Below are 23,128 nucleotides of genomic sequence, written 5' to 3'. Positions count from 1 at the left end.
ACCTGGCTTTGGTCCAGCGTATACGTCCACTGACCATCCACCAATGCTAGCTCACCATAGGTGCCCGTAACGGTAGTGTTTGCAAAAATCGGATCGTCGCCATTATCAACATCAGTAATAGCAATGGTGCCTGTTGCGGTCGCAACATCACCGAGATTGCCTTCGGTCACCTTGCCGGTGAACGTACCGTCAACCATAGGCGTGTCTTCGGTGCCTGTAATAGAGATCACTACTTCATGCTCAGTGCCATCTACAGATAAAACGGTAATACTTCTGATGATTGGGTCACTGTCATGATCCAAAGCCTGCACTTCTTCGTGCTCATTATTCAGCTGATAATTCCAGTTACCGAAAGCATCAATTGAGAAAACGCCCCAATGACTATCTTGAACCTCACTCTGTGATTGGAATAACGCTTCACCTGCGTTTCGATCAGTAACACTGAGGTTGCCAGAAGCTTCAAACGTCACGTCTTCTTGAACGGCACCTCTATCTTCACCATCAATCAACGCTTCAGTTTCACCAACTTCTGAGGCTGTGAATCGAGAAATATTAAATAGCGTTGTACTTTGCTCTGTCGTCACGCCGGCGGTTTCAAAAAAAGTACTTGCTAGTACTTCTGCACCCGTTCGTTCAACAGTACCAGAGGCCGTCAAACTTGAACCCGTAAGTTCACCGGCTTCAGTAGCATATTCATCACCTAATTCACTCGGGTCTTGCCCTTTTTCGATGGCCTCTAATATTTTCGCAAGCTTGTCGGTAGAATCCGTTTGAGCTTCACCTCCTGTGCCAGCAATATATACATGCTGAGGTTGGATCTTCCCTTCTACTAATTCAACGACCACTTCTCCCGGTAGCAAGTTTTCTTTAGACGCAAAAGCTTTAGTTTGACCATCTAGGCCGATTACAACATAAGTTTGTGCGGTTAATTTTGATGGTCCAACCAAGAGCTATACCTCATTTAGTAAATACAAAAATCTCAAAGTCCATAAAACCAAGAAAGTAATAAGACTTATTTTCAAGAAGCGATATACACAATTGGGCGTAAGCTAGCATCAATTAACCCATCTAAAACACGCAATTATCCTATCAATAATTTTCATGTTTTAAATTTGTTTTATTTTGCACCGTAAAAACATATGTTATGCGACCTATTTTTAATATTTTTTAAACTTGTCATTAAATTTTTATTGAAATAGCACATAGCAGCTTATATTCCACAAGCGAAAGTCAGGAGAAAACGTTTGCCCTGGAATATTAGTAATCTTTAATGTTTATTCTTAAAAATAACTGGCGTCAAAATTATTTGGGGAGATTTAAGTGAAGCTAAGTAATATTAGTGTCGCGTGTTTTGGTTTGCTAATACCACTGGTTTCTAGCGCACAAACTTTAGAACAAGCAATAGCTACAACATTTGCAACTAACCCTGATATCAAAAGTGCGTTTAACGAATACATGAGTAGCCATTATCTTATAGACAAATCGCGTGGAGCATATAAACCTAGCCTCGATATTGACGCAGGTATCGGTTACGAGAGCATTCACCCTTCCAACTCAACAGGTAAGAGTGATACGGAAATGACTCGTAAAGATATGGCAATTAGTCTCACTCAACTGATATGGGATGGTTCAAAAACTTTATATGATATCGATCGTACTTCTGCAGATGCAGAATCTGTACGTTATCAGTTACTTGCAGATGCTCAAAACGTTGCGCTAGAAGTCATCAAAACTTACTTGGATGTTGTAAAAACACAAAAGTTAACTGCGCTTTCAACTAGCAATCTCAACACACATAAGCGGATATATACCGATATTAAAAAACGTACAGAGTCAGGAATTGGCTCAGTTGCAGATCTTAATCAAGTTAAAGCTCGCCTTGCAAAAGCCCAAAGTAACGTCTTAGCCGCGCAAAATAATCATAAAGATGCAAAGACAGCATTCTTTCGCTTAGTTGGCGAAGTTCCAACTAACCTTATTTTTCCGCACGCAGACCAAAACTTCATCCCAAGCTCTCTCGCCGAGGCCAAATCGCAGGCTTTTGACAATCATCCTGTTATAAAAACTGCACTCGCAGACGTAGATTCTGCTAGGTTTCAATACAAACAAGCGAATGCAAACTATTTTCCAGTCATCTCATTTGAAGCGAAACAAAGCTGGAATGACGACGTTGGTGGAGTAAGCGGTCTCAACACTGAAACGCAAGCAATGCTTCGTATGCGATATAATCTTTACAACGGTGGCCAGGACTCAGCGAATAGCGACAGCATGGCCTACCAACTAAACAAAGCGAAAGACCTCAGAGAGCGAGCATACCGAAGTGTAGAGCAAGAGCTTCGCCTTTCTTGGAGCGCTCTTGAGCTGACTAAACAACAAAAGTCTTTTTTAATACAACACGTTGATTCCATGTCAAACACCGTTATTGCATACCAAAAACAATATCGTATTGGAAAGCGCACCCTACTTGATCTGCTGAACACTGAAAACGAGTTGTTTGAATCACGCAAAAACTACTTAGAAACACAATTTGCACAGCAATACGCACAATATCGGACCCTGACTTCAACCGGGCAACTTTTAGACGCATTGCGCGTCGACATACCGGAAGAGTGGACTCAATCGGTGGAGTACTAAATACAATGAAAAAGAATCTTCTAATCACTCTGGCTTTAATCATAATGAGTCATCATAATGCATACGCACAAGATGAGCTAACGTACATTCCTATACCAAAGGCGAATCAGATTGCTGACCTAAATGACTTGGACCAAGATGGTGTGATAAACGCTCGCGATCTTTGCGCAGGCACTCCAATAGGGGCAGAAGTGGACAATGATGGTTGTGAAACCTATTTGCATAAAGAAGAGCAATACCAACTTAAGATTTTATTTGATAATGACTCTGCTCTCATTAACCAAATTTTTAAAAATAAAATAGATGAGTTAGCTGCATTTCTTAAAAAGTATCCAACCACTTCTATAGAGATACAAGGATACGCAAGTAAGGTCGGACGCGCAGACTATAATTTAAACCTATCTCGCCATCGTGCAGAGAATGTACGCAATCTATTGATAAAAAAGGGAATCCAAGGTAACCGCCTTGCAATTATTGCTTTTGGCGACACACAGTTAGCAGAGCCGGGCATGGATCGTGTCAGCCACGCATTAAACCGCCGCGTTACTGCCACTGTTGTCGGTCATCAAGGAATGGTTAAAGATGAGTGGACGATATTCACTACTTTCCCAGAAGTAAAATAAACTTTCCCCCTGCTTATTTACATAGATGAGCGGGGGTTACTTTTCATGTCATTACGCCTAGCTAATTAGATACAACTAATAAAACAAACACTAACATTAATCATAACCCTCTAATATTATAGTAAAAATTAAAAGTGAGCCTTTACTCTCTATTAGTAGTAATATATTAGAGTCAAAATAAAAACCACCAATACTTTTAAATGGGAAGAAGAACAGCCAATCAATAGCACTGAAGGGTTTAAGCTATCACCTTTCCTTCATCATAATATGAAACCAATTTATTATATAACTTTAATACATCAATCATCTATTGAGGAAACATAATAAAACATGACAGAAACATGTCTTCGTAGATTGAGCCAGCTATTAAAACATTACAAACACTCTCAAACGTATCAGGTAAATCTCGACGATTTAGAACTGGTTTTTTCAACCTCTAGACGAAATATATCTAACATACTGAGAATACTGGATAGCTACAATTGGATTCATTGGGAACCAGGTCGTGGCCGTGGGAAAGCCAGTACACTAAAAGTTACGGCAACGATACATCAAGCGCTCTACTTTACGATCCGTCATGAAATCAACAATGGTAGCTTTGATGTTATCTCACGATTACTTGAACATTATCGTAGCACCGCCGTAAACGCACTTAGCCAGGCACTCGCAGAAGTTTCAGAAGAAAACAAAGATTCAAACACACTCATCGTCAGCCAGTATCCTTGGGTAGATGAGCTAAACCCTTCACTGACCTATCGCTTTTCGGAACTGCAGGTAATACGCAGCTTGTATGACACTCTTTTTACCGTTGATCACTACGGTCAATTAAAAAATCACCTCGCTTGTGAGTACAAAAATGAAGGCAGTTGTATATATATTTGGCTCCGCCCTGATATCTACTGTCACGATGGTCTAACATTACAAGCAGAAGATGTCGTACACTCTTTAAATAAGCTCATTACAACCGATGGCCCCGTCCAAAAATTACTTCAGCAAGTCACTCGTATCAGCTTCGATAATGCCAAACAAGCTATCCGTATTGACTTAAAGCAGCCTAATAACTTATTTATTTACTGCTTAGCAACCGCAAATGCGTCTATCACTACTCGACGTCAGAAGAGCTTTAAAGGTCGCAGTATCACAATAGGTACTGGCCCGTTTGTACTTAGACATTGGGATACCGACAAAATAGTACTGAAGAAACATCATAACTATTTCGCAAAAAAGGCATTATTGGAGCAAATAACGCTCTCTCATCAAGGGACTGAGCTGGATCAATACATCAGTTATAACCAGGAAACTGACGATACCGAATGTTATATGATTCAGGCATTTTCTTTTCTAGCACGTAATCGTCGCGCCGAGTGCTCACTAAGCGAGCAAACTTGGCAGCGCCTATTTTCTTTTATCGAGAATCGTAGATTTGAATTTGCCAAAGCGAATGGCTTGGAAACAATGCACATTCTCGATGATAACTCTCATAACGAGAATGTTCCTCAGCTTGAAGGAACGTTGGTCATAACCCATCCAAAGTGGACGATTGATTATTTAAGTAAAGCGAACCAATGGATCGTAGATTTAATCCGTCAAACTGGGTTGCATGTAGAATTTGTGGAGCTAACTGACGCTAGTAATCCTCAACTTGTAAAAGAACAAGCCGACTTGCTCTTTGTCGAAGATGTTATTGAGCCACCTTTAACCTATGGAATTTATGAGTGGCTATTAACAGGTACAGGTATTCGATTTTCTCTTCACTCTGATGAATTTGAACAGCACATTAACCACGTACACGATGCAGTCTCAGATACCAAGCCTGAAAAACGTTTGGAGGGGATACTCTCAGAGCTCAGAGCTGATACCACAATCTTACCATTGTTCTGGGGGCAAGAAAAAATCACCAGAGCGAAAGGTGTAAGCGGTGTTCAACTCCGCAAATCTGGGTACAGCGATTTCTACAAACTAAGAGTCAGAGGCGGACAAGACTAATCTGTTAGAAGCTTCTGTTTGCTAATTACTTTTGTAATCTACGATGTGAATTTTCAAAATAATGCTTAATCACACTAAGCGAGCACAAAATTGAACTTACCGACGACTCGACCATCAATGTTGACAGGCTCAAACTGCAAATAATCACGGGCTTTTCCGCCCCACCACTCGTTACCAGTTCGCCCTTTCAAATAAAGCTGAGTCGTTAATAACTCTTTCCCTCCACGCCATAGTTTGACGTGGATGTGGGGAGGTCGAGAGCTGTATGGAACCGGAAATAACGTTTGAAAAAGGTAATTCCCATCTTCGTCAGTTAAAACTGCACCAAAACCTGCAAAGTGAGTATCAAACTTATCATTATTTGGCTGCTTAGGGTGATCGTAAATCCCCTGCCCATCGCATTGCCAGATTTCTACTTTGATGCCTGAAACTGGGTTTCCCGATGTATCTACGACTTTACCTTGCAACACGATAGCTTCACCGACCAAACCTTCTGATTGCAGAATCAAGTTTTGACGAAGAGGAATGTTCACTACTGGATAAAATGGCCCTTCAGTTTGTGCTGGCGTTGGCCGCATTGGTGTTTTCGCTTTTAAAGAGGGGGCGAACAACAATGTCCACAGCGCTAAAAAGTGTCTTCTTTCCATGGTGCCACCAATACAATTGCGTTGAATTAAGTTTGGGGGAACTTAAGGAATTTGCCATGACGAATATAAAAAATGCCCCTGCAAGAGAGCCATTCGCAGAGGCACTGTGGAACTAAATGATGAGTGTTGATTGAAGGATTATGCGGCTTCGAACGCCAATGCTTTCTTCTCTACCTGACGGAAAATGAGAGTTAGCACACCATTTACCGTTAAATAAAATGCGCCTGCAATACCAAATACCGTCAACGTATCGTAGGTTTGTGCGTTAATGCGCTGCGCATAACCCATCAGATCCATGATCGTAATCGTGCTTGCTAGTGACGTACCTTTGAAGACCAAAATCACTTCGTTCGAGTAAGCCGGAACAGCACGACGAATAGCGTATGGCAACAACACTTTCAGTGTGGCGGTTTTGTTCATGCCTAATGCACGACACGCTTGCCATTGACCGGAAGGAATCGCGTTAAACGCTCCTTTGAACAGCTGAGTACTGTACGCCGCGGTATTCAACGCTAACGCCAACATCGCACAGAACCAAGGTTGGCTTAACCATGTCCAGAATACACTTTCTCTTACTGCATCAAACTGACCCGGACCGTAGTACACCAAGAAGATCTGTACCAACAAAGGTGTACCAGTGAACAAGGTGATGATGCCACGACTTACCCAATGCAAACCCGGAGTACGTAGGATCAGAGTCAGCGTCATCATCAGAGCTAAAAGACAGCCCACAACCAAGGAAGCGGCGGTCAATTGAAGGCTAGTGCCTAAGCCATCCAGCATTTGCCAAACGTGTTGTTCGTTCATGCGGTCGCCTCCTGTCCCATGCTCATGCCTTGAATTGAAAACTTCTTATCAATCAGTTTGACGGCACGTTGCGTAATCAAAGTAATGCCTAGGTAAATTGCCGCAGCGGTTGCGTACCATGTAAACGCCTCATGCGTCGCTGCAGACGTTAGCTGCGCTTGTTTCAACAAATCCGTTACGCCAATCAGTGATACAAGCGCGGTATCTTTCAGCAGAACCAACCATTGGTTAGTTAAACCTGGTAGTGCGTGTCTTACTGCTTGCGGCAAAACAATGCGAACAAAAGCATGTGCTTGACTGATGCCGAGTGCACTTGCTGCCTCTCTCTGCCCTCTTCCAACGGCTTTTAATGCGCCACGTAGAGTTTGAGAAGCGTAGGAAGCGAAGATCAATGACAACGCCACCACGCCAGACAAGAACGGGCTAACTTCAATAAAGTCGCCGGTGATTAAAAACAGAACCTGCGTCGAACCAAAATAGATGAACAACACGACAAGGATTTCTGGCAAGCCACGCACAATCGTCACAAAAGCCGTCATTGGCCATTTAACGAAAACGCGGCGAGACATTTCACCACTGGCGAATACCACTGCCAGAATCAAACCGACTAAAAGGCTTGTGAAGGCTAGCTGGACAGTCATCCAACTAGCTTGAACAAGCGATAAAGAGTAACCCGTTAGTGCCATATTACTTACCGAAGTATTTGTTGTAGATTACGTCGTATTCGCCGTTCGCTTTCACTGTTTTCAGTGCCATGTTCAGCTTGTTCACTAGCTCGTCGTTACCTTTGTTTACTGCGATACCGAAACCGTTACCGAAGTATTTAGGGTTAGTGACGTGCTCGCCAACGTACGCTAGGTTGTCTTCTTTCTTGAACCATTCTGCTACGACTGCTGTGTCACCGAATACAGAATCAATACGGCCGTTCTTCATATCGATGAATGCGTCTTGGTAGCTTGAGTAAGGAACCGCTGTTACACCTGGCATTTGCTCAATTAGGTAACTTTGGTGTGTTGAACCGTTTTGAACACCAACACGCTTACCTTCTAGTGCTTTTTGATCAGCCACTTTTTCTTTGATAGAAACAAACGCTGCTGAGTTGTCGTAGTAAGGGTCAGAAAAGTTCACTTGCTCCAAACGCGCATCCGTAATATCCATTGCAGAAATAGCCGCATCGTAACGCTTGAATTTTAATGCAGGGATCAGGCTGTCAAAAGATTGGTTGTGGAAGGTACATTTTGCTTCCATTTCTTTACATAGTGCGTTCGCCAGATCCACATCAAAACCTTGGATTTGGTTGTTTTCATCCATGTATTCGAACGGTGCGTAAGTCGCTTCCATCGCAAATTTGATCTCTTCTTGTGCTGCTGCGTTCGCTGAGACAAGACCGATTAGTGAAGCTAGTAAAATCTTTTTCATTGCAATACTCCGTGTGTACTTAGTGGGCTGACACTCGCAATGACAGCCGAGCTTATCTGTTAAATAGACTGAACTTTAAAAACGTAATTTAGTGATTTAGGTAATCGGCAAACTGAGTGGTTTGCGGATTAACAAATGCGTCGTGCGTGCCGTGTTCTACGGTGTGTCCTTGTTCTAGGTATAGAACATGGCTAGCGATTTTCTTGGCGAAATCCACCTCGTGGGTCACAACTACTTGTGTAATTCCGGTTTCGCTTAAATCATTAATGATTTTGACCACTTGGTTCGTGATTTCAGGGTCAAGCGCCGCGGTAGGCTCATCAAAAAGCAAGACTTCTGGTTTCATCATCAGGGCACGGGCAATCGCCACACGTTGCTGCTGACCGCCAGAAAGTTGCATCGGCCATGCATCTGCTTTGTCTGCCAAATGCAGCGTCGCGAGAATTTGCATTGCCTGTTTCTTCGCTTCTTCTTTATCCATGCCAGAGACTTTTACCGGAGCCTCAATCAGGTTCTCCATCACTGTCATGTGTGGCCATAGGTTGTACTGTTGGAACACCATGCCCACTTTACGACGAAGCGCTAAACCTTGCTTCTCTTTGATTTCAGTTGAAAAGTCGAATGCGTCATTAGCGATGTTTAACTGGCCGTTATCCGCCCCTTCGAGAAGGTTAAGAACACGTAGTAGAGAGCTCTTCCCTGCACCACTTGGACCGAGTAACACCAGCGTTTCACCGCTTTCACAATTAAAACTGACATCGTGTAGAACTTGGGTATCGCCGTAAGACTTATTGATACTTTTAACTTGAATACTCATGCTGCCATACTGCATTAATTGTCATCTGGAGCTTATACTAGCAAGAAAGAGATTTTATGCAATAAAAATGTATAAAAATTAATTTTGTTAAATTTTTGTATGATAAGCAATCAATACAACAGAGAATATGACTGGTTTAATCAGTTGGTTTTAACTGAAATTGTTGATGAAAATCCAACAATATGATGGCAATCGAAACAAGGTTAAAATTCTGGTTACTTTTGTGCTTGTGTAGACGGAGTTTTGAGTCTTTGAACGTACTACACCCGACGCAGACCTTCTCATTTTTGCCGGGCTTCCCCCCTCGATTTCCGGTAAAGCCTTCTATCGGCGGGTTCCTGATTAGGACTTTGTGAATGGACTATAATTTCTCTTTGTATTCTGGCCCTTAATTCGAGTCATCTAAGTATGAGTGAGATAACCCCATGTTGAAGTCGCATTGTTTTTCTCTCATTGCACTTGCTTCTCTGAGCTTACTTTCTATACCCAGCGTTTGGAGTAGAACATCAATCGTGTTACCTGGATTGCATGAACAGGGTATTGATCTTCAAGATAAGCCTATATCTGCTGCCGCTGCACTTGAATGGGAGTTGGATAATGCCGATATCGTGTTTGGAGCTTACAAAGATAAGAGTGATAACGAGCGTGTAAAAGCGCTTGGTTACATGTACAACCAAAAGCTGGAACTTAACTCAGGTTGGCTGGAAAACGATATACGTAACCAAGCAGAACTGAATGGAATTGACTACGAAGATTTCTTTCTCCACTTTTCTGAAGACACTATCCTAGCTGAAGTCGACTCAAGCCATGGTGAAAATACCTTACTCAATCGAAAACCGATGATCGTTGGCTATACCGCCAGCGCTGACCACGCCGGCTTTTGGCTATATCAACCACCGCCATGGGATGCTGATGTATTTGGCCAGGCGAATAATGGTGGAGCCCTCTATGTCTATCACTCAGAGAAGTTCGACCGCTTAGCCTTTACGTTCTCTCAGTTTGCTCAAGGCGGCAGCTTCACGATTGAATACCCTTCTGCTATCGACCCGTTTGGTCGGGTAACAGAATGGAAACGCTTCGCGATTAAAAAAGACAAAACTGAGAACATGACTAAAAACCAAACAGTAAACTGGTCTGTTCCTTCGGATTGGGTTCGCGCTACAACGCATGATGGTAGCGGAAAAACTTATGGTGGCGGTCAGTACTTTGGCTCCACCTTTTTACGCGACGGCGGCCGCCTTTACTTTGCGAAAATTACTTGGCATGACGACAACATAGAAAACCGCCCACGTCTCGAAAACATTCAACTCAAAAATAGCTTCCCTGCCGTCAATATCTCAGGAGCACCAACGGAGACACCGGAAGGTCAAACCATTCAACGCTGGCGTAAAATTCGTGGCTTCGACAAATCTGCAGATCGAAACCAAGACAATTATCTTTCTTGGAATGAATACAAAAACCGTTCGAATAAGAATGCAACGGCCCGATTTCGTTGGGAGTCACGGGTTATTCCATTTGGTCGTATGTGGAATCAAACCTCTTCTTGGGCATTGACCAATCTCGGTAATCCCGTTTTTACCAATACAATGCGCCACTATTACCAAGCTGAATGGGCGAAACAAGGTTTAAATGGTGCGTACAACGACGATACGAATAAGTTACTCGGTGCAAATCAGTTCTACATATATTCCGGAGGCACAGTGGATGAGCTTGGTTTGGTGGCGGGTAGCCAAGCTGCTGACGATGCGTACAAAGCGCAATTCTCGGCGTTCTTGAATAAACTGGCAACGCAGGATGAAGATGCGTTAATTGGCCTCAACATAGGTACGGCAAACTTATTCGGTCGTAATGGGCAAAACCACTTGGTTGACGCTGGCTCCTTGTACTTGCGCGAGCACTACCTTTTCCCTTCTACCGGCTTTAGTGGCTATGCTGGGTTAGCTAAGTTTTGGGATAACTCTGCACTCGCCAAAGCTGGCCAGAAAGTGATTTATCAAGCGACAACGCGTTATGGTCGCGTTCAATACTTTGGGAACACAGAAGACAATTGGAAACAGGACCAATACTCTGCACTAGCAGTGTTCTACTTAAACTATCACCCTGAGCGCAGTTACTTTAATCAGTGGAACAATGGCTACTTATATGGAAGTAATAACACAACAAGTGACAACTTCTGGAAGGCAGGCGTACCAATGAATATTGCTTATCAACCTAGCACCTTGCTTGCCGTTGATTTGGGAGAGCCTGCCAATCAAATACCAGAGGGGTATCAGGCGACTCCGGTAATGATGTCCACCAGCACGCCCTATCCTGCCGATTACACGGTGATTGGAGATGCTTCTATGAGCAAAGTGGCTCATCCTGACTTGCCCAATGGCGCTATCGATTTGTTACCAACCCATACGTACTTTGCGTATCACTCAGACGATACGGTGGTGGTGCATGGTCCTACGGAGATGGTGTTAGCCCGCGAATTCACTAAAGGCCGAGTGCTGTATCGAACTGATTTCTTTGGCAAGAATATCGATTATTTCACCTCACCGAAGATGACAATCGTGCTTCCAGAGCCTATGCGACCTGTAGATCAAGACGGTAACATCGGCGACTATGTTTCTCATATTGAGATTGGCGGCTACGAAGGAGTGTTCTTGCTGTATTAGCTCCCTTTCAACACGCCTCACCAAACGCTTCATAAATCACCGTTTTTATGCTTAACGTCACTGAAAAAAACTTGTTCACTGAATCTTTATAAACCGATGTATATACTGAAGTAAATGACAACGACAAGGAAATTCAGTCACATGAAGACGACACCTTCAATGCTCTCTGTTCTGCTGCTATCAGCATTATCTACTCATGCAAATGCGGACGAATGCGGAAAAATAACCATCGCAGACATGAATTGGAATTCGGCCAGCTTAATGGCGCACATCGACCAATTTGTCTTAAATGAAGGCTACCAGTGCGATGCGGAATTGATCCCTGGTGATAGCGTTCCTACAGGCACCTCTATGATTGAAAAGGGACAGCCTGACGTTGCGCCAGAGTTATGGACAAACGGTATTAAAGAAGCACTTGATAAAGGGATTGCGGACAAACGCTTGCGCATCGCTAGTGAATCGCTTGTCAATGGTGGTGAAGAAGGGTTTTGGGTTCCCGCCTATCTGGTAAAACAGTATCCAGAACTCGCGACGATAGAAGGCGTCATCAAGCACGCCAAACTATTTGAACACCCAGAAGATGATGACAAGTTCGCGTTCTATAGCTGCCCTGCTGGTTGGACATGCCAAATCACCTCCGGTCACTTGTTTAATGCATTAGGGTTAAGTGAGCACGGCTTTGAGATGGTTGACCCAGGATCTGGCGCAGCATTAGCTGGCACCATCGCCAAAGCCTATGATCGCAAAATGCCTTGGTTTGGTTACTACTGGTCACCGACCCCCGTATTGGGCAAGTATGATATGGTCAAAGTGGATTTTGGTAGCGGGACAGATTTAGAAGAGTATCGCAACTGTACCACTCAGCCTGATTGCGCTTCACCAAAAGTAACAATGTACCCACCTTCTCCAGTTCGCACAGTAACAACTGAGGCGTTTGCGAGCAAAGAACCCCAAGCATTCGCGTACTTGCAGAAACGCGGATTTACCAACGAGCAAATGAGTGAAATGCTGGCCTGGATGGAAGATAACTACGCGGACGGTGAAGAAGCGATGTTTTACTTCTTTAATACCTACCCTGACTTGTGGAAAGGCTGGGTATCTGAAGACGTCGCGGTGAGAATCGAAAAAGCGCTTTGATGATTAATACTTAAAGTGCCACAAATCATTTAACCTCCCATACCGTTTGAATAAACGGCATGGGAGACTCGTCAACGACTCGTTAATACATGGTGTGACCATTCAATGTTTCTTTAGGAATCTCTTGCAGAGCGTCCCAATGTTCAACAATCTTCCCATTATGATCAAAACGAAAGAAATCCATCGTCACGTATTCAATATCATTAGGCCATGTTTGGTGAGTGTGTAGTGCCACCAAGTTCCCTTCAGCAATGGCTCGCACAAACGTAATGTCTTTATTGGGATACTCATTTTGCATCCGCTCAAAATACTCGATAAAAGCCTCGGGGCCATTTCCAACTAATGGATTGTGCTGGATGTACTCATCGCCAACATAGTCTTCAACCGCTTTTCTTGGATTACCTCGATAGGCGGTTTCGTAAAACGCAATGGCATTTCTTTTGTTCTCTTGCAGATCCATTTTTCTTACCTGTGTTGCTCCATCTTGCGGATAACGGTAATCATAGTCTTTGAACTTCAGAAGTGACCAAACTTCGCGCACAAAAAAGGCCGCTAAACAGCAGCCTTCATCACTTCTACTTGGAATCATCGCCTTTCATCGCTTAAACCACACCGCCAGCACCGAGCATAGAACGCTCACTGTTCTCCACCAGCAACGCGGTTGCGGTTTGTTTCAGTGTTTCCCATTCTTGGTCTTCGACAAAGATACCATTTTGCCAAGAAGCTTGTTGCGTGCGGCTTAACTCATCACCTTCAATGTGGGTGGTATACCCTTGTGCACTTTTCTCGATATCGAAATCGTTCACGGAGAGCTCGATAACCATACTATGCAAATCCGTATCATGCCCATCAAACTGATCCGAGAAAAAGACTTCTGGCGCGATTCGTCCACGGTTTAACACATAAAGCGTTCGCTTGGGACTAGAGCCATTGACCCATTGTGCACGGCACGCAATGCCTTTTGCAGAGAGCTTCAACAACTCACTAAAACCTAGCCAACGGTTATGGCACTGCGTCAACGTGATAGTAATCGACTTACGGTTAATCATTTTCTCAAGTGCGAAATCCAACACAGCGGGTAAATGACACGCTACACTCCCGTTGTGCAGTTCTACCTCTATGCTTGACGGCGTACTGTTGGTCACCGATACGGCGCAGTCTGAATCTAACCCAAGAAACAGACTGGCGTTATTAAAATGACGAACTCCATGTAAGCCAACCATTTGCAAGTCCGCCACCATGTTCGCAATGACATCCGCCTCACCACAGTGACGGCGCATGCCAAGAAATGCCTTATTAACCGCGGCCACCAATTCGTTGTGAGAGACGATCATAATGCAAATCCTCCGTGGATTTTTTGATTGTCACTTTGCGCAATTTCGTCACGCGGCGGCATGCTAGGGAAAATCCATGTGTCTGCCAGTTTAGGGTCGTGAATTTCATCTAACAACGGCGCACCTTGGAAGAAAGTTACTCGAACCCAACGATCCGAGCGCGGATCAAACGTAGTCGCACCAAAGATCGCCAATTTACAGCGCAGTAAGTGCATTGGTAACGCATCTTTACGCAGCACATTCATTTGAATATCCCCCATCGCACGGTTGCCTAACGTCCATACGCGACGTGTGATCGAACGATAAGCCGGTTTTTGCAATAGAAACTCTGCTACGGACATTTCTACATCACAGTCAAGCAAGGCCTGGTACAAGCGATTCACTTGTCTGCCAATATCAAGCGGCAGTTCTTTTTCTTCTCCAGCCTCTTCCCCGCGGACACCAAGCCTTGGCTCTTCTTTGTCTTGTGAGCGATACCAGAACCAGTAGTTGTTCTCGGCTAGTGAGTAATCCGCATCAATCGCCCAGCGGTACTTGCTTTGCAACACTTCCAGTAAATCTTGGATCTTTTTCCCGCCCGGAATAGATAACGTTTCATCCGTATTCATTTGGCTAGCAAATTCATCCACTAAAGATGGGTAGAGTTCGATCAAGCAAGAGGTGAGGATTTCTTGGGCTTCCACACTCATTGTTTTCTTATGCTCGACCAAACTCGCCCAGTTCGGATGTAATGCCATTAACGTTGTTAGCTCTGATAGCAGTTGTTTGATGTCTGCTATCGCTTGATGATTGAGCCTGTCTTGATGTTCATTAATGGTGATGACTTGCTCTAAATGACGCTGTGCTTTTTGCAGCAATCCTTGCAAAGGAGCATGGAACGACGCTTCACAAGGCATCGCAAAGACTCGCGCTACCGCACGTTCGCGAGAGGTCATCCATTGGTCAACAATACACGGGTGATTAATCAAGTATGGAGCCATGCCTAAGCCAGTAGCATTACCGACACCAAGGTAGCGCTGCAAGCCACGATGCAAAGCCACCGCGTTGTCGCCACCTTGTTGAAGTGCCAGATAGTGCACCCAATCTAGGCTGAATTCACGCAACATATATACGGCACACATTTGCGCACTAAAAGACTGGCTGAAATCTGAGTTATTCTCTAACAGTTTGAAGTCGGCGATACCAAACTTTCCGTTACCATAAACAGCTGTGGTACGCAGGATATAACCCACTTCCGCTAATTCTTTCGGCTCAGGCTGCTCGCCTTGAGAAAGCGCGCTAACAATGTGCTCAAACACGCGCACACTTTTATTTGCGCGAGCAAGAACAAGTACGTTGTTTGGATTACGTCCCGCTTCTTGCAGCGGTACATTTTCTCGCAATCTTTCCAACAAAGTAACATCAACATCGCCTTGAACCAGTGCAAATGTGACGTCCCACTTCTCAGCAATTACGCGATCATTACGCTCGTCGTCGGCAATTTCATCACAGAATACCACCAAATGATAAACGTGCTCTGGCGTGGTCAATTTGTAAATCACATGACCATAACCACGAGGACAAAGCTGCCACTCATGCTTGGTTACTTGCCAGTTTTGGCTTGCCATATTACGAATCAGACTGCGTACAAAGCTAATTCGGTTTTGGTGCATTGCGCCAAGCCTTTCGGCTGCCATGACAATCGCTGCATCGCGCATAGTTGCTTCCGTATAAGTAGAACGATGTGCATCCATTTTGCTCACCACCTATTTGTTATTGTAAGAATACTAGGGTTTGTGCGGATGCAGGAGGAAAACACCCGCACAAGCTCCACGTTGTTTGAATTAGATAATTGTTATAGCCCTTGCTCTTTCGCCATTTTGATTGCGATTTGCGGTGCATTCCAAAGTGACGGCAACAGAATCAGCGAAACCGGAACCGCGGTAATCACAATGAAAGATTGCAGTGCAGAGATGCCGCCAGAGCCAAGGGAAATTAGGATCAATGCCGTCACACCCATCATTACGCCCCAGAAGGTACGGATGATCGCATTCGGCTCCGTTTCACCACTGATCACGACACTGATTGTGTAGGTCATTGAGTCGCCCGTCGTGACGATGAAGATCGTGGTTAAAATCAGAAATAGAATTGAAGTCAGCATTGGCATTGGTAGTTGCTGAGTCACTGCAAGCAAAGCACCTGGCAAGTTAAAGCCCTCAAACGCCGCACTCACGCTACCCGGTTCAGCAATTTCAAACGCTAGGCCAGAGCCGCCCACAATCGTGAACCAAAAACAGGTGGTTAACGGAGCCACAATGCTGATGGTGGAAATGACTTGGCGAATAGTGCGACCACGGGAAATACGCGCAATAAAGATTGCCATCATCGGACCATAACCGAGGAACCAGCCCCAGAAAAATACTGTCCACCAACTTAGCCAACCTTCGTCACCGCGATAGGTCGCCATTGGGATAAAGTTATCCAACATGCTTCCGACCCCTTGAATGTATCCGTTAAAGATAAAATTCGTAGGACCAAAAAACAGGATGTAAACCATCAATGCCATTGCCAGAATCACGTTGTAACGACTAAGCAGTTGCATGCCTCGGCTTAATCCACTGAGTGCTGACAAGGTGTAAAGCGCAATCGCAAACAAGATGATGATAAGCTGAGTGGTAAAGCCATCAGGGATATCAAACAACGCATTTAACGCGTAGCTAACCTGTAAGCCTAGAAACCCAATTGGCCCGATGGTGCCTGCGGCTACCGCGATAATGCAGCACGCGTCAATCAATGCACCGAGTTGGCCTTTAAGTGCTCGTTCGCCCAAGACTGGGTAAAGCAAAATACGGGGTTTTAGTGGTAAACCTTTGTCGTAATGTAGGTGCATCACCACGATGGAAGTTAAGCTACCTACAATCGCCCAAGCTAGAAAGCCCCAGTGCATAAAGGATTGCGACAACGCATTCACCGCACCTTGCTGCGGGTTATCTTGCGCGCCGTACAAAGGGGGTGGGCTAACGTAATGCGCGATAGGCTCAGCCGCGGCCCAGAAAACACCACCACCAGCCAATAAGGTACAGAAAATAATCGCCATCCAGCGGAAAGAGTCCATTTCTGGTTTTGCAATCCCGCCCAACATCACCTTGCCTGTTCGCCCTGCAGCCAAGCCAAGACCAATAAGAAAAGTGAGAAGCAGCAGTAACTGCCAGTATGGACCAAATACCTGAACTGCCCAGCCAAAGCCAGCGTTAACGATCGTAGATAACAGCTCGCCGTCATAAAGTGCAATAGCAACGAACAACGCGATGAAACCACCGCTATACCAAAAGGCCGGGTTACTCAGTCCTAATTTGTCCGTCGTGTTTTCTGTTGTTGATGTGTTGTGTTTTGCTTTCGACTTGCCCGATGACACGCTCATCGTGGAAGCTTTCATGCTATTGGTTAAATCAGACATACTCTGGCTCCAGAGGTTCTTTGCAGCAGCCAAAGACTGGCTACAAATGTGAGTTTTACGCCTGCCGTATTGTTATTATGTGGGCAGGCGGTTCCTACTTTGGGGAATGCTATGAAATAGGCTCTAATCCTTCTTTAAGGAAGTTGAACCAGTTTTCACCCAATATTTTTCCAGCCTCAGATTCACTGAATCCGTGACCCATTAATCCGTTGTAGATGTTCTCCATCCCTGCGCTGCCGCAGAACCATGGCAGCGCATCTGGCCATCCCGAGTTACTTGCAGAACCTTCGCCGTAATCCATCGCTTTTGACCAACGCCCGTTGCGCATCCACTCCAACACTTGTTGCGGCTGATTTAGGCACAAATCGCTACCGATACCTAAATGGTCAACGCCAAACATGTCTGCGGTTTTCGCAACCATCTGGCAGAAATCATCCAGCGTGCACTGGCTGCCATTTGGCAAATGGAATGGATATAAACTGAATCCAATCAAACCACCGCGCTCCGTCAGTGCTTTGATCACGGTGTTGGACTTGTTGCGCAGTGCGTCATGCGCAAACGTCGGGTTAGCATGGCTGATACAAATTGGACGCGAAGAGAGCTCGATAGCTTCCAACGTCGAACGCTCTGCACTGTGGGACATATCAATGATCATCCCGACTCGGTTCATCTCTTCAATCGCTTGCTTACCAAAGCGAGTTACGCCGGAATCGTTTTGTTCGTAACAACCTGTCGCCAGTAAGCTTTGGTTGTTGTAGGTCAGTTGCATGATCAGCAGACCTTGACGGCGCATCACTTCAATCAGGCCAATTTCATCATCGATTGGTGAGCAATTTTGCGCGCCGAAGAAGATGCCGACTTTGCCTTCTGCTTTGGCTTTTTCTACATCTGCCATTGAATAAATAGGCATGATGAGGTCCGCATTTTGCTCGAAGCGCAAGTTCCATTCAGCAAAACGCGTTAAGGTTTCGCGCGCAGTTTCGTGGTAGACGATGGTGGCATGAACGGCGGTAATGCCACTCGCCTTAAGCGTTTGGAAATACTCTCGATCCCAATTGCAGTACTGCAATCCGTCAATCACAATCCGTTGTTGGTACATAACCACTCCTTAAACAATTTCTTAGCCTTTTCGTGCGGGCAACTGACACCATCAGTTACCCTGCCGATCTTAGTAAGGACGCTGATAAGCGGTTTTCACTACGGTGTAGAACTCTTTGGCGTACTGACCTTGCTCACGAGGACCAAAGCTAGATTCTTTACGACCACCAAATGGAACGTGATAATCTGTACCCGCAGTTGGCAAGTTAACCATGACGCAGCCCGTTTGGACTTGCTGTTTGAAGATCGCGCTATTGCGCAAGCTTTGCGTGATAATGCCGCCTGTCAGGCCAAAGCGCGTATCGTTCGCGACTGCAATTGCCTCATCCAGATCAGAAACGCGAATCACGCTCGCCATTGGCGCAAAGACTTCTTCTTGGTTCACTTCCCAGCCATTCTGTGTATTTAAAAACAGAGTTGGTGACATGTAGTAACCGTCATGCTCTAGGCTCAGACGCTCACCACCGAAAGCCAGCTCCGCGCCTGCTTGGCGTGCGTTTTCGATCCACTCAAAGTTCGCATTCAGCTGGTTACCATCAACAACAGGGCCCATGAATACGCCCTCTTCTAGAGCGTGACCCACTTTAAGTTCGCTCATGCGTTTGATTAGCGCTTCAACATACGCGTCGTGAATTCCGTCCATAACCACAAGACGAGAAGACGCGGTGCACTTTTGACCTGCACCCGAGAATGAGCCTGCGATTGTCGCTTCGACAGCAATCTGAATGTCTGCATCATCTGCCACTACGAGCGCATTTTTGCTACCCATCTCTAGCTGACAACGCACAAAATTTGGTGCCGTTGCCGCTGCAACTTTACGGCCAGTGCCCACAGAACCAGTGAAGCTCACGCCGTTCACTTCCTTCGAATTAATAAGGGTATTACCGACTTGCGAACCGCTACCCAAAACGAGGTTAAACGTGCCGGCAGGTAAACCTTGGCGATGGATAATCTCTGTCAGCGCAACGGCACTTGCTGGGGTTAGGTTGGCAGGCTTCCAGACGACGCTGTTGCCAAACGCAAGTGCTGGCGCGATTTTCCAAGCCGCTGTTGCTGTTGGAAAGTTCCAAGGAGAGATAATGGCGATAACGCCGACGGCTTCACGAGTAACTTCAACGGAGACACCTGGACGGACGGAAGCAGCGTTATCGCCAATTTGACGCAGAACCTCAGCAGCAAAGTATTGGAAGAATTGGCCAGCACGGTATATCTCACCTCGACCTTCAGCAAATGGCTTACCTTCTTCACGCGAAAGTAAGGTGCCCAATTCGTCACATCGTGCAATGAGCTCATCACCAATCGCTTGTAGCACTGCTTGCTTGCGCTCGATTGGTGTTTTTTCCCACTCTGGCTGCGCTGATTTAGCCGCTTGAATCGCTTGCTCTACTTGCGACACACTCGCTTGTGCGAAATCGCCAATGTTTTCGCTGATATCAGAAGGGTTAATATTGGCGATGGTGTCCATGCCCGATTGCCACTCACCCGCTATATAGAGGGATTTTTCTGCTTGAACATTGTTAATAAAAGTCATGGTTCTTTCCTTGTTCTTCCGATTTGTGATGGCAAGCCACCCACTCACTGATCTCTAATTGTTCTTATTGGATTTATTCTAGTTGGCTTGCCGACGCGTAGACGACAAACTCCACCAACATCTCTTCTCGCGCTAACCCTGCAACCACCATGGCGGCGCGATTTGGGTACGGTGCTTCAAAATATTCCGCGTACACTTGGTTAACGGTCTTTAAGTATTCTCTATCAGTCACATAAATCAGGACCTGCAACACCGAGTCCAAAGACTCCCCTGCACACTCCAGGGTGTGAATGAGATTGTTAAAGGTTTGACGTGTTTGTGCTTCGATACCGCCTTCCACAACCGCGCCTGTGTCATCAATAGGAATTTGAGCCGTATACAGGGTTCCGTTGTTGACTATCGCCCATTCAAGCGGCGCTTTAGAAGCAAATAGACTGGTTTTAACTGGGTGTTTTTTCGTAGGAGTATTCACGTGCCTTTCAACCTTTGTAACAGCTTTGTTTCAATATGGTTAAATGATGCACATTGACAGGCGATAAATCTAACGGTAAATTTTTTACATTTGATAAATTAAACTTATCACTCTATTTAAAATAACGTAAATAAAGGGATTAAGAGGCATTAGGGATGAGTATTAAGCTTCAACAATTAATGCATTTTGTGATGGTAGTCGAGGAAGGAGGCTTTCGAGCCGCTTCACATCGTGCAAATCGTTCTCAGGCGGCACTGTCAACATCGATAAAAGAGCTTGAAAAAATTCTAGGGCAAACGCTGTTTGAACCCGGAAACAAAACCAAATTGACCCCGTTTGGTGAAATTTGTCTTCCCAAAGTGGTTCAGTTTCTCAATATCTACAGTGCACTAGACAACGATCTCAAAGCAGCCGCGGCCGGACAGCAAGGGAGAGTGCGAATTGCGAGCGTTCCTTCTGTTGCAGCGAAGCTCATTCCTAGCGTATTGGGCGCCTTTTGCGAACAGTATCCAAATGTAGAAGTAAGCTTGATAGACGATAATGCCGCTGGCGTCGAGGCTCGCCTACTCTCCGGTGAGGTCGACTTATCGCTCGGTAACCCCTCTCACCTCGATGAGGGCGGCATTGACTTTACGCCACTGTTAGCCGATCCAATAGGCGTGGTGTGTTTAAAGGATAACCCTATTGCAAGTCATCCAGAAGGAATCGAGTGGCAAACTTTGTTGGAACAACCCTTTATCCGTAACGGCACTTGTACACTTCTCGATCCAACCCCAGCAAGAGCTCTGAGTCAGCAAGCACTCTATTCGGTCGAGAATATTACTTCGCTGTTTTCTGTCTTAGAGCTTGGGATTGGTGTCACGACCCTACCTAAGCTTGCTTTCCCAACCAATGAAACACGCTTGGTTTGGATCCCGCTTATCGAACCACCGCTTGAAAGGCAAATTGGTATATTTACGTTAACCGATCGCACGATCTCGCCTCAAGCTAAAGCATTTCACGATCTTTGTGTGCATTATTTAAACTACCAAAAAGAAGATAAATAATGGTTCGATTAACATGCGGATAATTGAAAGCCTCCATATTCAGAGTGGAGGCTAATTTGTATTTGTGTATCGCTTCGTTCTATTTTTTGCGACGATTTCGGTTCTTATACACCACGCAAAAGTTACCACGCTTGGTACGACACTTTGAGCAACGTTCACAATCTACTGGTGCGCGATTGCCTTCTTTCCAACGTTTGATCAACTGTGGCTCAGCCAATAAAGGGCGTGACACAGCAAAAAATTGGATATCTGTGTTTTCTGCAATTTTCTCAATCGCATCAATGTCGCTCAGCCCACCGACAGTAATCACCGGTATGCTAACGTCCTGACTGATCACGTGACCATATTCGTGAAAGTAACCTTCTTCTTGTAGTGTGTAACCATCGAACGTTTGACCAACAAGTTCGTTTGCTTTGCCGTGAACATTGCCAGATACGATGATCGCATCAACGCCTACTTCTTCAAGTTTCTTACAGACGACGCGAGTTTCATCGAACGTTAAACCGCCGTCAAAGAACTCAGTTGCCGTCAGTTTAACGAGGATGGGAAATTCGCTTCCAACCAGCTTTCTGGTTTCAGAATAAATTTCTAAAAGAAAGCGCATGCGATTTTCTAAGCCACCACCATATTCGTCTTCGCGACGATTATAGTACGGGCTTAAAAACTGGTTAATTAAATAAGTGTGCGCCGCATGAATCTCTACGCCGTCAAAACCAGCGTCTTGAGCACGTTTGCTCGCCAATGCGAATGCCTTTACGATGTAGTCGATTTCGTCCTTTGTCATCGCTTTGCCTTGCGTATTTGTACCACGCTCAGGCACGTCACTCGGAGCGAAGATGACACGCTCACCGACGTTATGGGTGGTTTTGGTGCCACCGTAAGCAATTTGCATCACGATTTTAGAATCTTGTTGATGTACTAGCTCTGTTAGCTTTTTGTATTCTTCAATAAAAGAGTCGTTGTAGATCCCCATCATACCTGCGTTGGGTTTCTCTTCTTCAACGATATTGGCATAACCCGTAACAATAAGCCCAACTTCCCCTTTCGCAAGCGTTTCGTAAATATCGTAAAGCTTTGCCGTCATATGACCATCTTCGGTCGCCATGTTCTCCCACGTTGCGCTTCTCACAAAACGGTTCTTTAGGGTCATGTTGCCAATGCGGGCTTCGGAAAACAAAATGCTCAAAACCAGTCCTCTTAAAGTTGTCTTTATGTTTTATCTTTTCGCAAGTAAACAAGAACGAAAAAGGAACAGCGATACACGATGTATGGCTGTTCCTTCTCTGAATCCTTGAGACCTGCAAACTACAGGCGCACCTTAATGCCTCGGAGACGACAAAACTTTAATCTGGGTTAAGGTTTAGTGAGTTTTTAGATTATGTAAAAGGATGATTCTTAATCGTGTTCATTTCACTGGAGTTAAGATGCTTCCTCTCCCACTTTCAGTAGTAAAACTTGTGCATTTCGCTAGCAGGTGATTC

The 23,128-nt window shown here is 45.1% G+C and carries 20 protein-coding genes; 6 read left to right on the top strand and 14 right to left on the bottom strand.

The genetic code is table 11. The annotated features are described in order from the left end of the window. Positions 1-947: VCBS domain-containing protein (locus R7R78_RS06585; RefSeq protein WP_225473308.1), on the bottom strand; the 947-nt coding region annotated here is incomplete at its 3' end. A 373-nt stretch (positions 948-1,320) separates the two neighbouring features. Between R7R78_RS06585 and R7R78_RS06580 the strand changes: the two genes are divergently transcribed. The 3 genes from R7R78_RS06580 (at position 1,321) to R7R78_RS06570 (ending at position 5,243) form a co-directional block, all read left to right on the top strand. Then, a complete protein-coding gene (locus R7R78_RS06580) occupies positions 1,321-2,634 on the top strand; it encodes a TolC family outer membrane protein (RefSeq protein ID WP_225473307.1) in 1,314 nt (437 codons plus the stop codon). 5 nt (positions 2,635-2,639) lie between these two features. After that, on the top strand, positions 2,640-3,257 hold the full coding sequence (locus tag R7R78_RS06575; RefSeq protein ID WP_213869714.1) for an OmpA family protein: 618 nt from the start codon (positions 2,640-2,642) through the stop codon (positions 3,255-3,257). A gap of 330 nt (positions 3,258-3,587) precedes the next feature. Continuing rightward, on the top strand, positions 3,588-5,243 hold the full coding sequence (locus tag R7R78_RS06570) for an ABC transporter substrate-binding protein (RefSeq protein ID WP_213869713.1): 1,656 nt from the start codon (positions 3,588-3,590) through the stop codon (positions 5,241-5,243). 74 nt (positions 5,244-5,317) lie between these two features. Here R7R78_RS06570 and R7R78_RS06565 read toward each other — a convergent pair whose 3' ends face one another. From R7R78_RS06565 to artP, 5 genes are all read right to left on the bottom strand, one after another. Then, on the bottom strand, positions 5,318-5,890 hold the full coding sequence (locus R7R78_RS06565; protein ID WP_225473306.1) for a protocatechuate 3,4-dioxygenase: 573 nt from the start codon (positions 5,888-5,890) through the stop codon (positions 5,318-5,320). A 138-nt stretch (positions 5,891-6,028) separates the two neighbouring features. After that, on the bottom strand, positions 6,029-6,697 hold the full coding sequence (artM, locus tag R7R78_RS06560; RefSeq protein WP_005388569.1) for an arginine ABC transporter permease ArtM: 669 nt from the start codon (positions 6,695-6,697) through the stop codon (positions 6,029-6,031). Further along, positions 6,694-7,383 (bottom strand): arginine ABC transporter permease ArtQ, encoded by a 690-nt coding sequence (artQ, locus tag R7R78_RS06555; RefSeq protein ID WP_005388570.1) that lies wholly within the window; start codon positions 7,381-7,383, stop codon positions 6,694-6,696. The genes artM and artQ overlap by 4 nt, the downstream gene beginning before the upstream one ends. A gap of 1 nt (position 7,384) precedes the next feature. Further along, positions 7,385-8,116, bottom strand: a complete 732-nt coding sequence (locus R7R78_RS06550) for an arginine ABC transporter substrate-binding protein (protein WP_050933114.1) — start codon at positions 8,114-8,116, stop codon at positions 7,385-7,387. A gap of 88 nt (positions 8,117-8,204) precedes the next feature. After that, positions 8,205-8,933 (bottom strand): arginine ABC transporter ATP-binding protein ArtP, encoded by a 729-nt coding sequence (gene artP, locus R7R78_RS06545; RefSeq protein ID WP_318070178.1) that lies wholly within the window; start codon positions 8,931-8,933, stop codon positions 8,205-8,207. A 425-nt stretch (positions 8,934-9,358) separates the two neighbouring features. Here artP and R7R78_RS06540 point away from each other — a divergent pair, with 425 nt between their 5' ends. After that, positions 9,359-11,593, top strand: coding sequence for a hypothetical protein (locus tag R7R78_RS06540; RefSeq protein WP_225473304.1), 2,235 nt, complete (start codon positions 9,359-9,361; stop codon positions 11,591-11,593). 141 nt (positions 11,594-11,734) lie between these two features. Then, positions 11,735-12,730 carry an ABC transporter substrate-binding protein gene (locus R7R78_RS06535; RefSeq protein ID WP_005375798.1) on the top strand — a complete coding sequence of 332 codons (996 nt, stop codon included), beginning with the start codon at positions 11,735-11,737 and terminating at the stop codon, positions 12,728-12,730. Positions 12,731-12,812: 82 nt separating this feature from the next. Here the strand turns inward: R7R78_RS06535 and R7R78_RS06530 are convergent, their stop codons facing one another. The 7 genes from R7R78_RS06530 to R7R78_RS06500 all read right to left on the bottom strand — a co-directional run bounded on the left by R7R78_RS06530 (position 12,813) and on the right by R7R78_RS06500 (position 20,601). Beyond that, positions 12,813-13,190, bottom strand: coding sequence for a nuclear transport factor 2 family protein (locus tag R7R78_RS06530; protein WP_005390944.1), 378 nt, complete (start codon positions 13,188-13,190; stop codon positions 12,813-12,815). 142 nt (positions 13,191-13,332) lie between these two features. Continuing rightward, entirely contained in the window at positions 13,333-14,064 is a 732-nt protein-coding gene (locus tag R7R78_RS06525; RefSeq protein WP_158173123.1) for a DUF3726 domain-containing protein, read from the bottom strand. Then, positions 14,061-15,797, bottom strand: coding sequence for a hypothetical protein (locus R7R78_RS06520; protein WP_225473302.1), 1,737 nt, complete (start codon positions 15,795-15,797; stop codon positions 14,061-14,063). Before R7R78_RS06520 ends, R7R78_RS06525 begins: the two co-directional genes overlap by 4 nt. Before the next feature lie 101 nt (positions 15,798-15,898). Then, the gene (locus tag R7R78_RS06515) at positions 15,899-17,500 is read right to left on the bottom strand and encodes a BCCT family transporter (protein WP_172563867.1); all 1,602 of its coding nucleotides are present in this window, start codon (positions 17,498-17,500) and stop codon (positions 15,899-15,901) included. A 109-nt stretch (positions 17,501-17,609) separates the two neighbouring features. Beyond that, a complete protein-coding gene (locus tag R7R78_RS06510) occupies positions 17,610-18,599 on the bottom strand; it encodes a membrane dipeptidase (protein ID WP_053303711.1) in 990 nt (329 codons plus the stop codon). A 69-nt stretch (positions 18,600-18,668) separates the two neighbouring features. Continuing rightward, positions 18,669-20,129, bottom strand: a complete 1,461-nt coding sequence (locus R7R78_RS06505; protein WP_053307779.1) for an aldehyde dehydrogenase family protein — start codon at positions 20,127-20,129, stop codon at positions 18,669-18,671. A gap of 73 nt (positions 20,130-20,202) precedes the next feature. Next, positions 20,203-20,601: a RidA family protein gene (locus R7R78_RS06500; protein ID WP_225473301.1), complete on the bottom strand. Its 399-nt coding sequence runs from the start codon at positions 20,599-20,601 to the stop codon at positions 20,203-20,205. Between the two features lie 155 nt (positions 20,602-20,756). Between R7R78_RS06500 and R7R78_RS06495 the strand changes: the two genes are divergently transcribed. Continuing rightward, the gene (locus R7R78_RS06495; protein ID WP_225473300.1) at positions 20,757-21,647 is read left to right on the top strand and encodes a LysR family transcriptional regulator; all 891 of its coding nucleotides are present in this window, start codon (positions 20,757-20,759) and stop codon (positions 21,645-21,647) included. 79 nt (positions 21,648-21,726) lie between these two features. Here R7R78_RS06495 and R7R78_RS06490 read toward each other — a convergent pair whose 3' ends face one another. After that, positions 21,727-22,833, bottom strand: coding sequence for an NADH:flavin oxidoreductase (locus R7R78_RS06490; RefSeq protein WP_086047323.1), 1,107 nt, complete (start codon positions 22,831-22,833; stop codon positions 21,727-21,729). Positions 22,834-23,128: the final 295 nt, after the last annotated feature.

The organism is Vibrio sp. 2134-1 (assembly GCF_033339495.1).
Note: the sequence above shows the minus strand (reverse complement) of the source record. Positions and strands in the feature narration are given on the sequence as shown.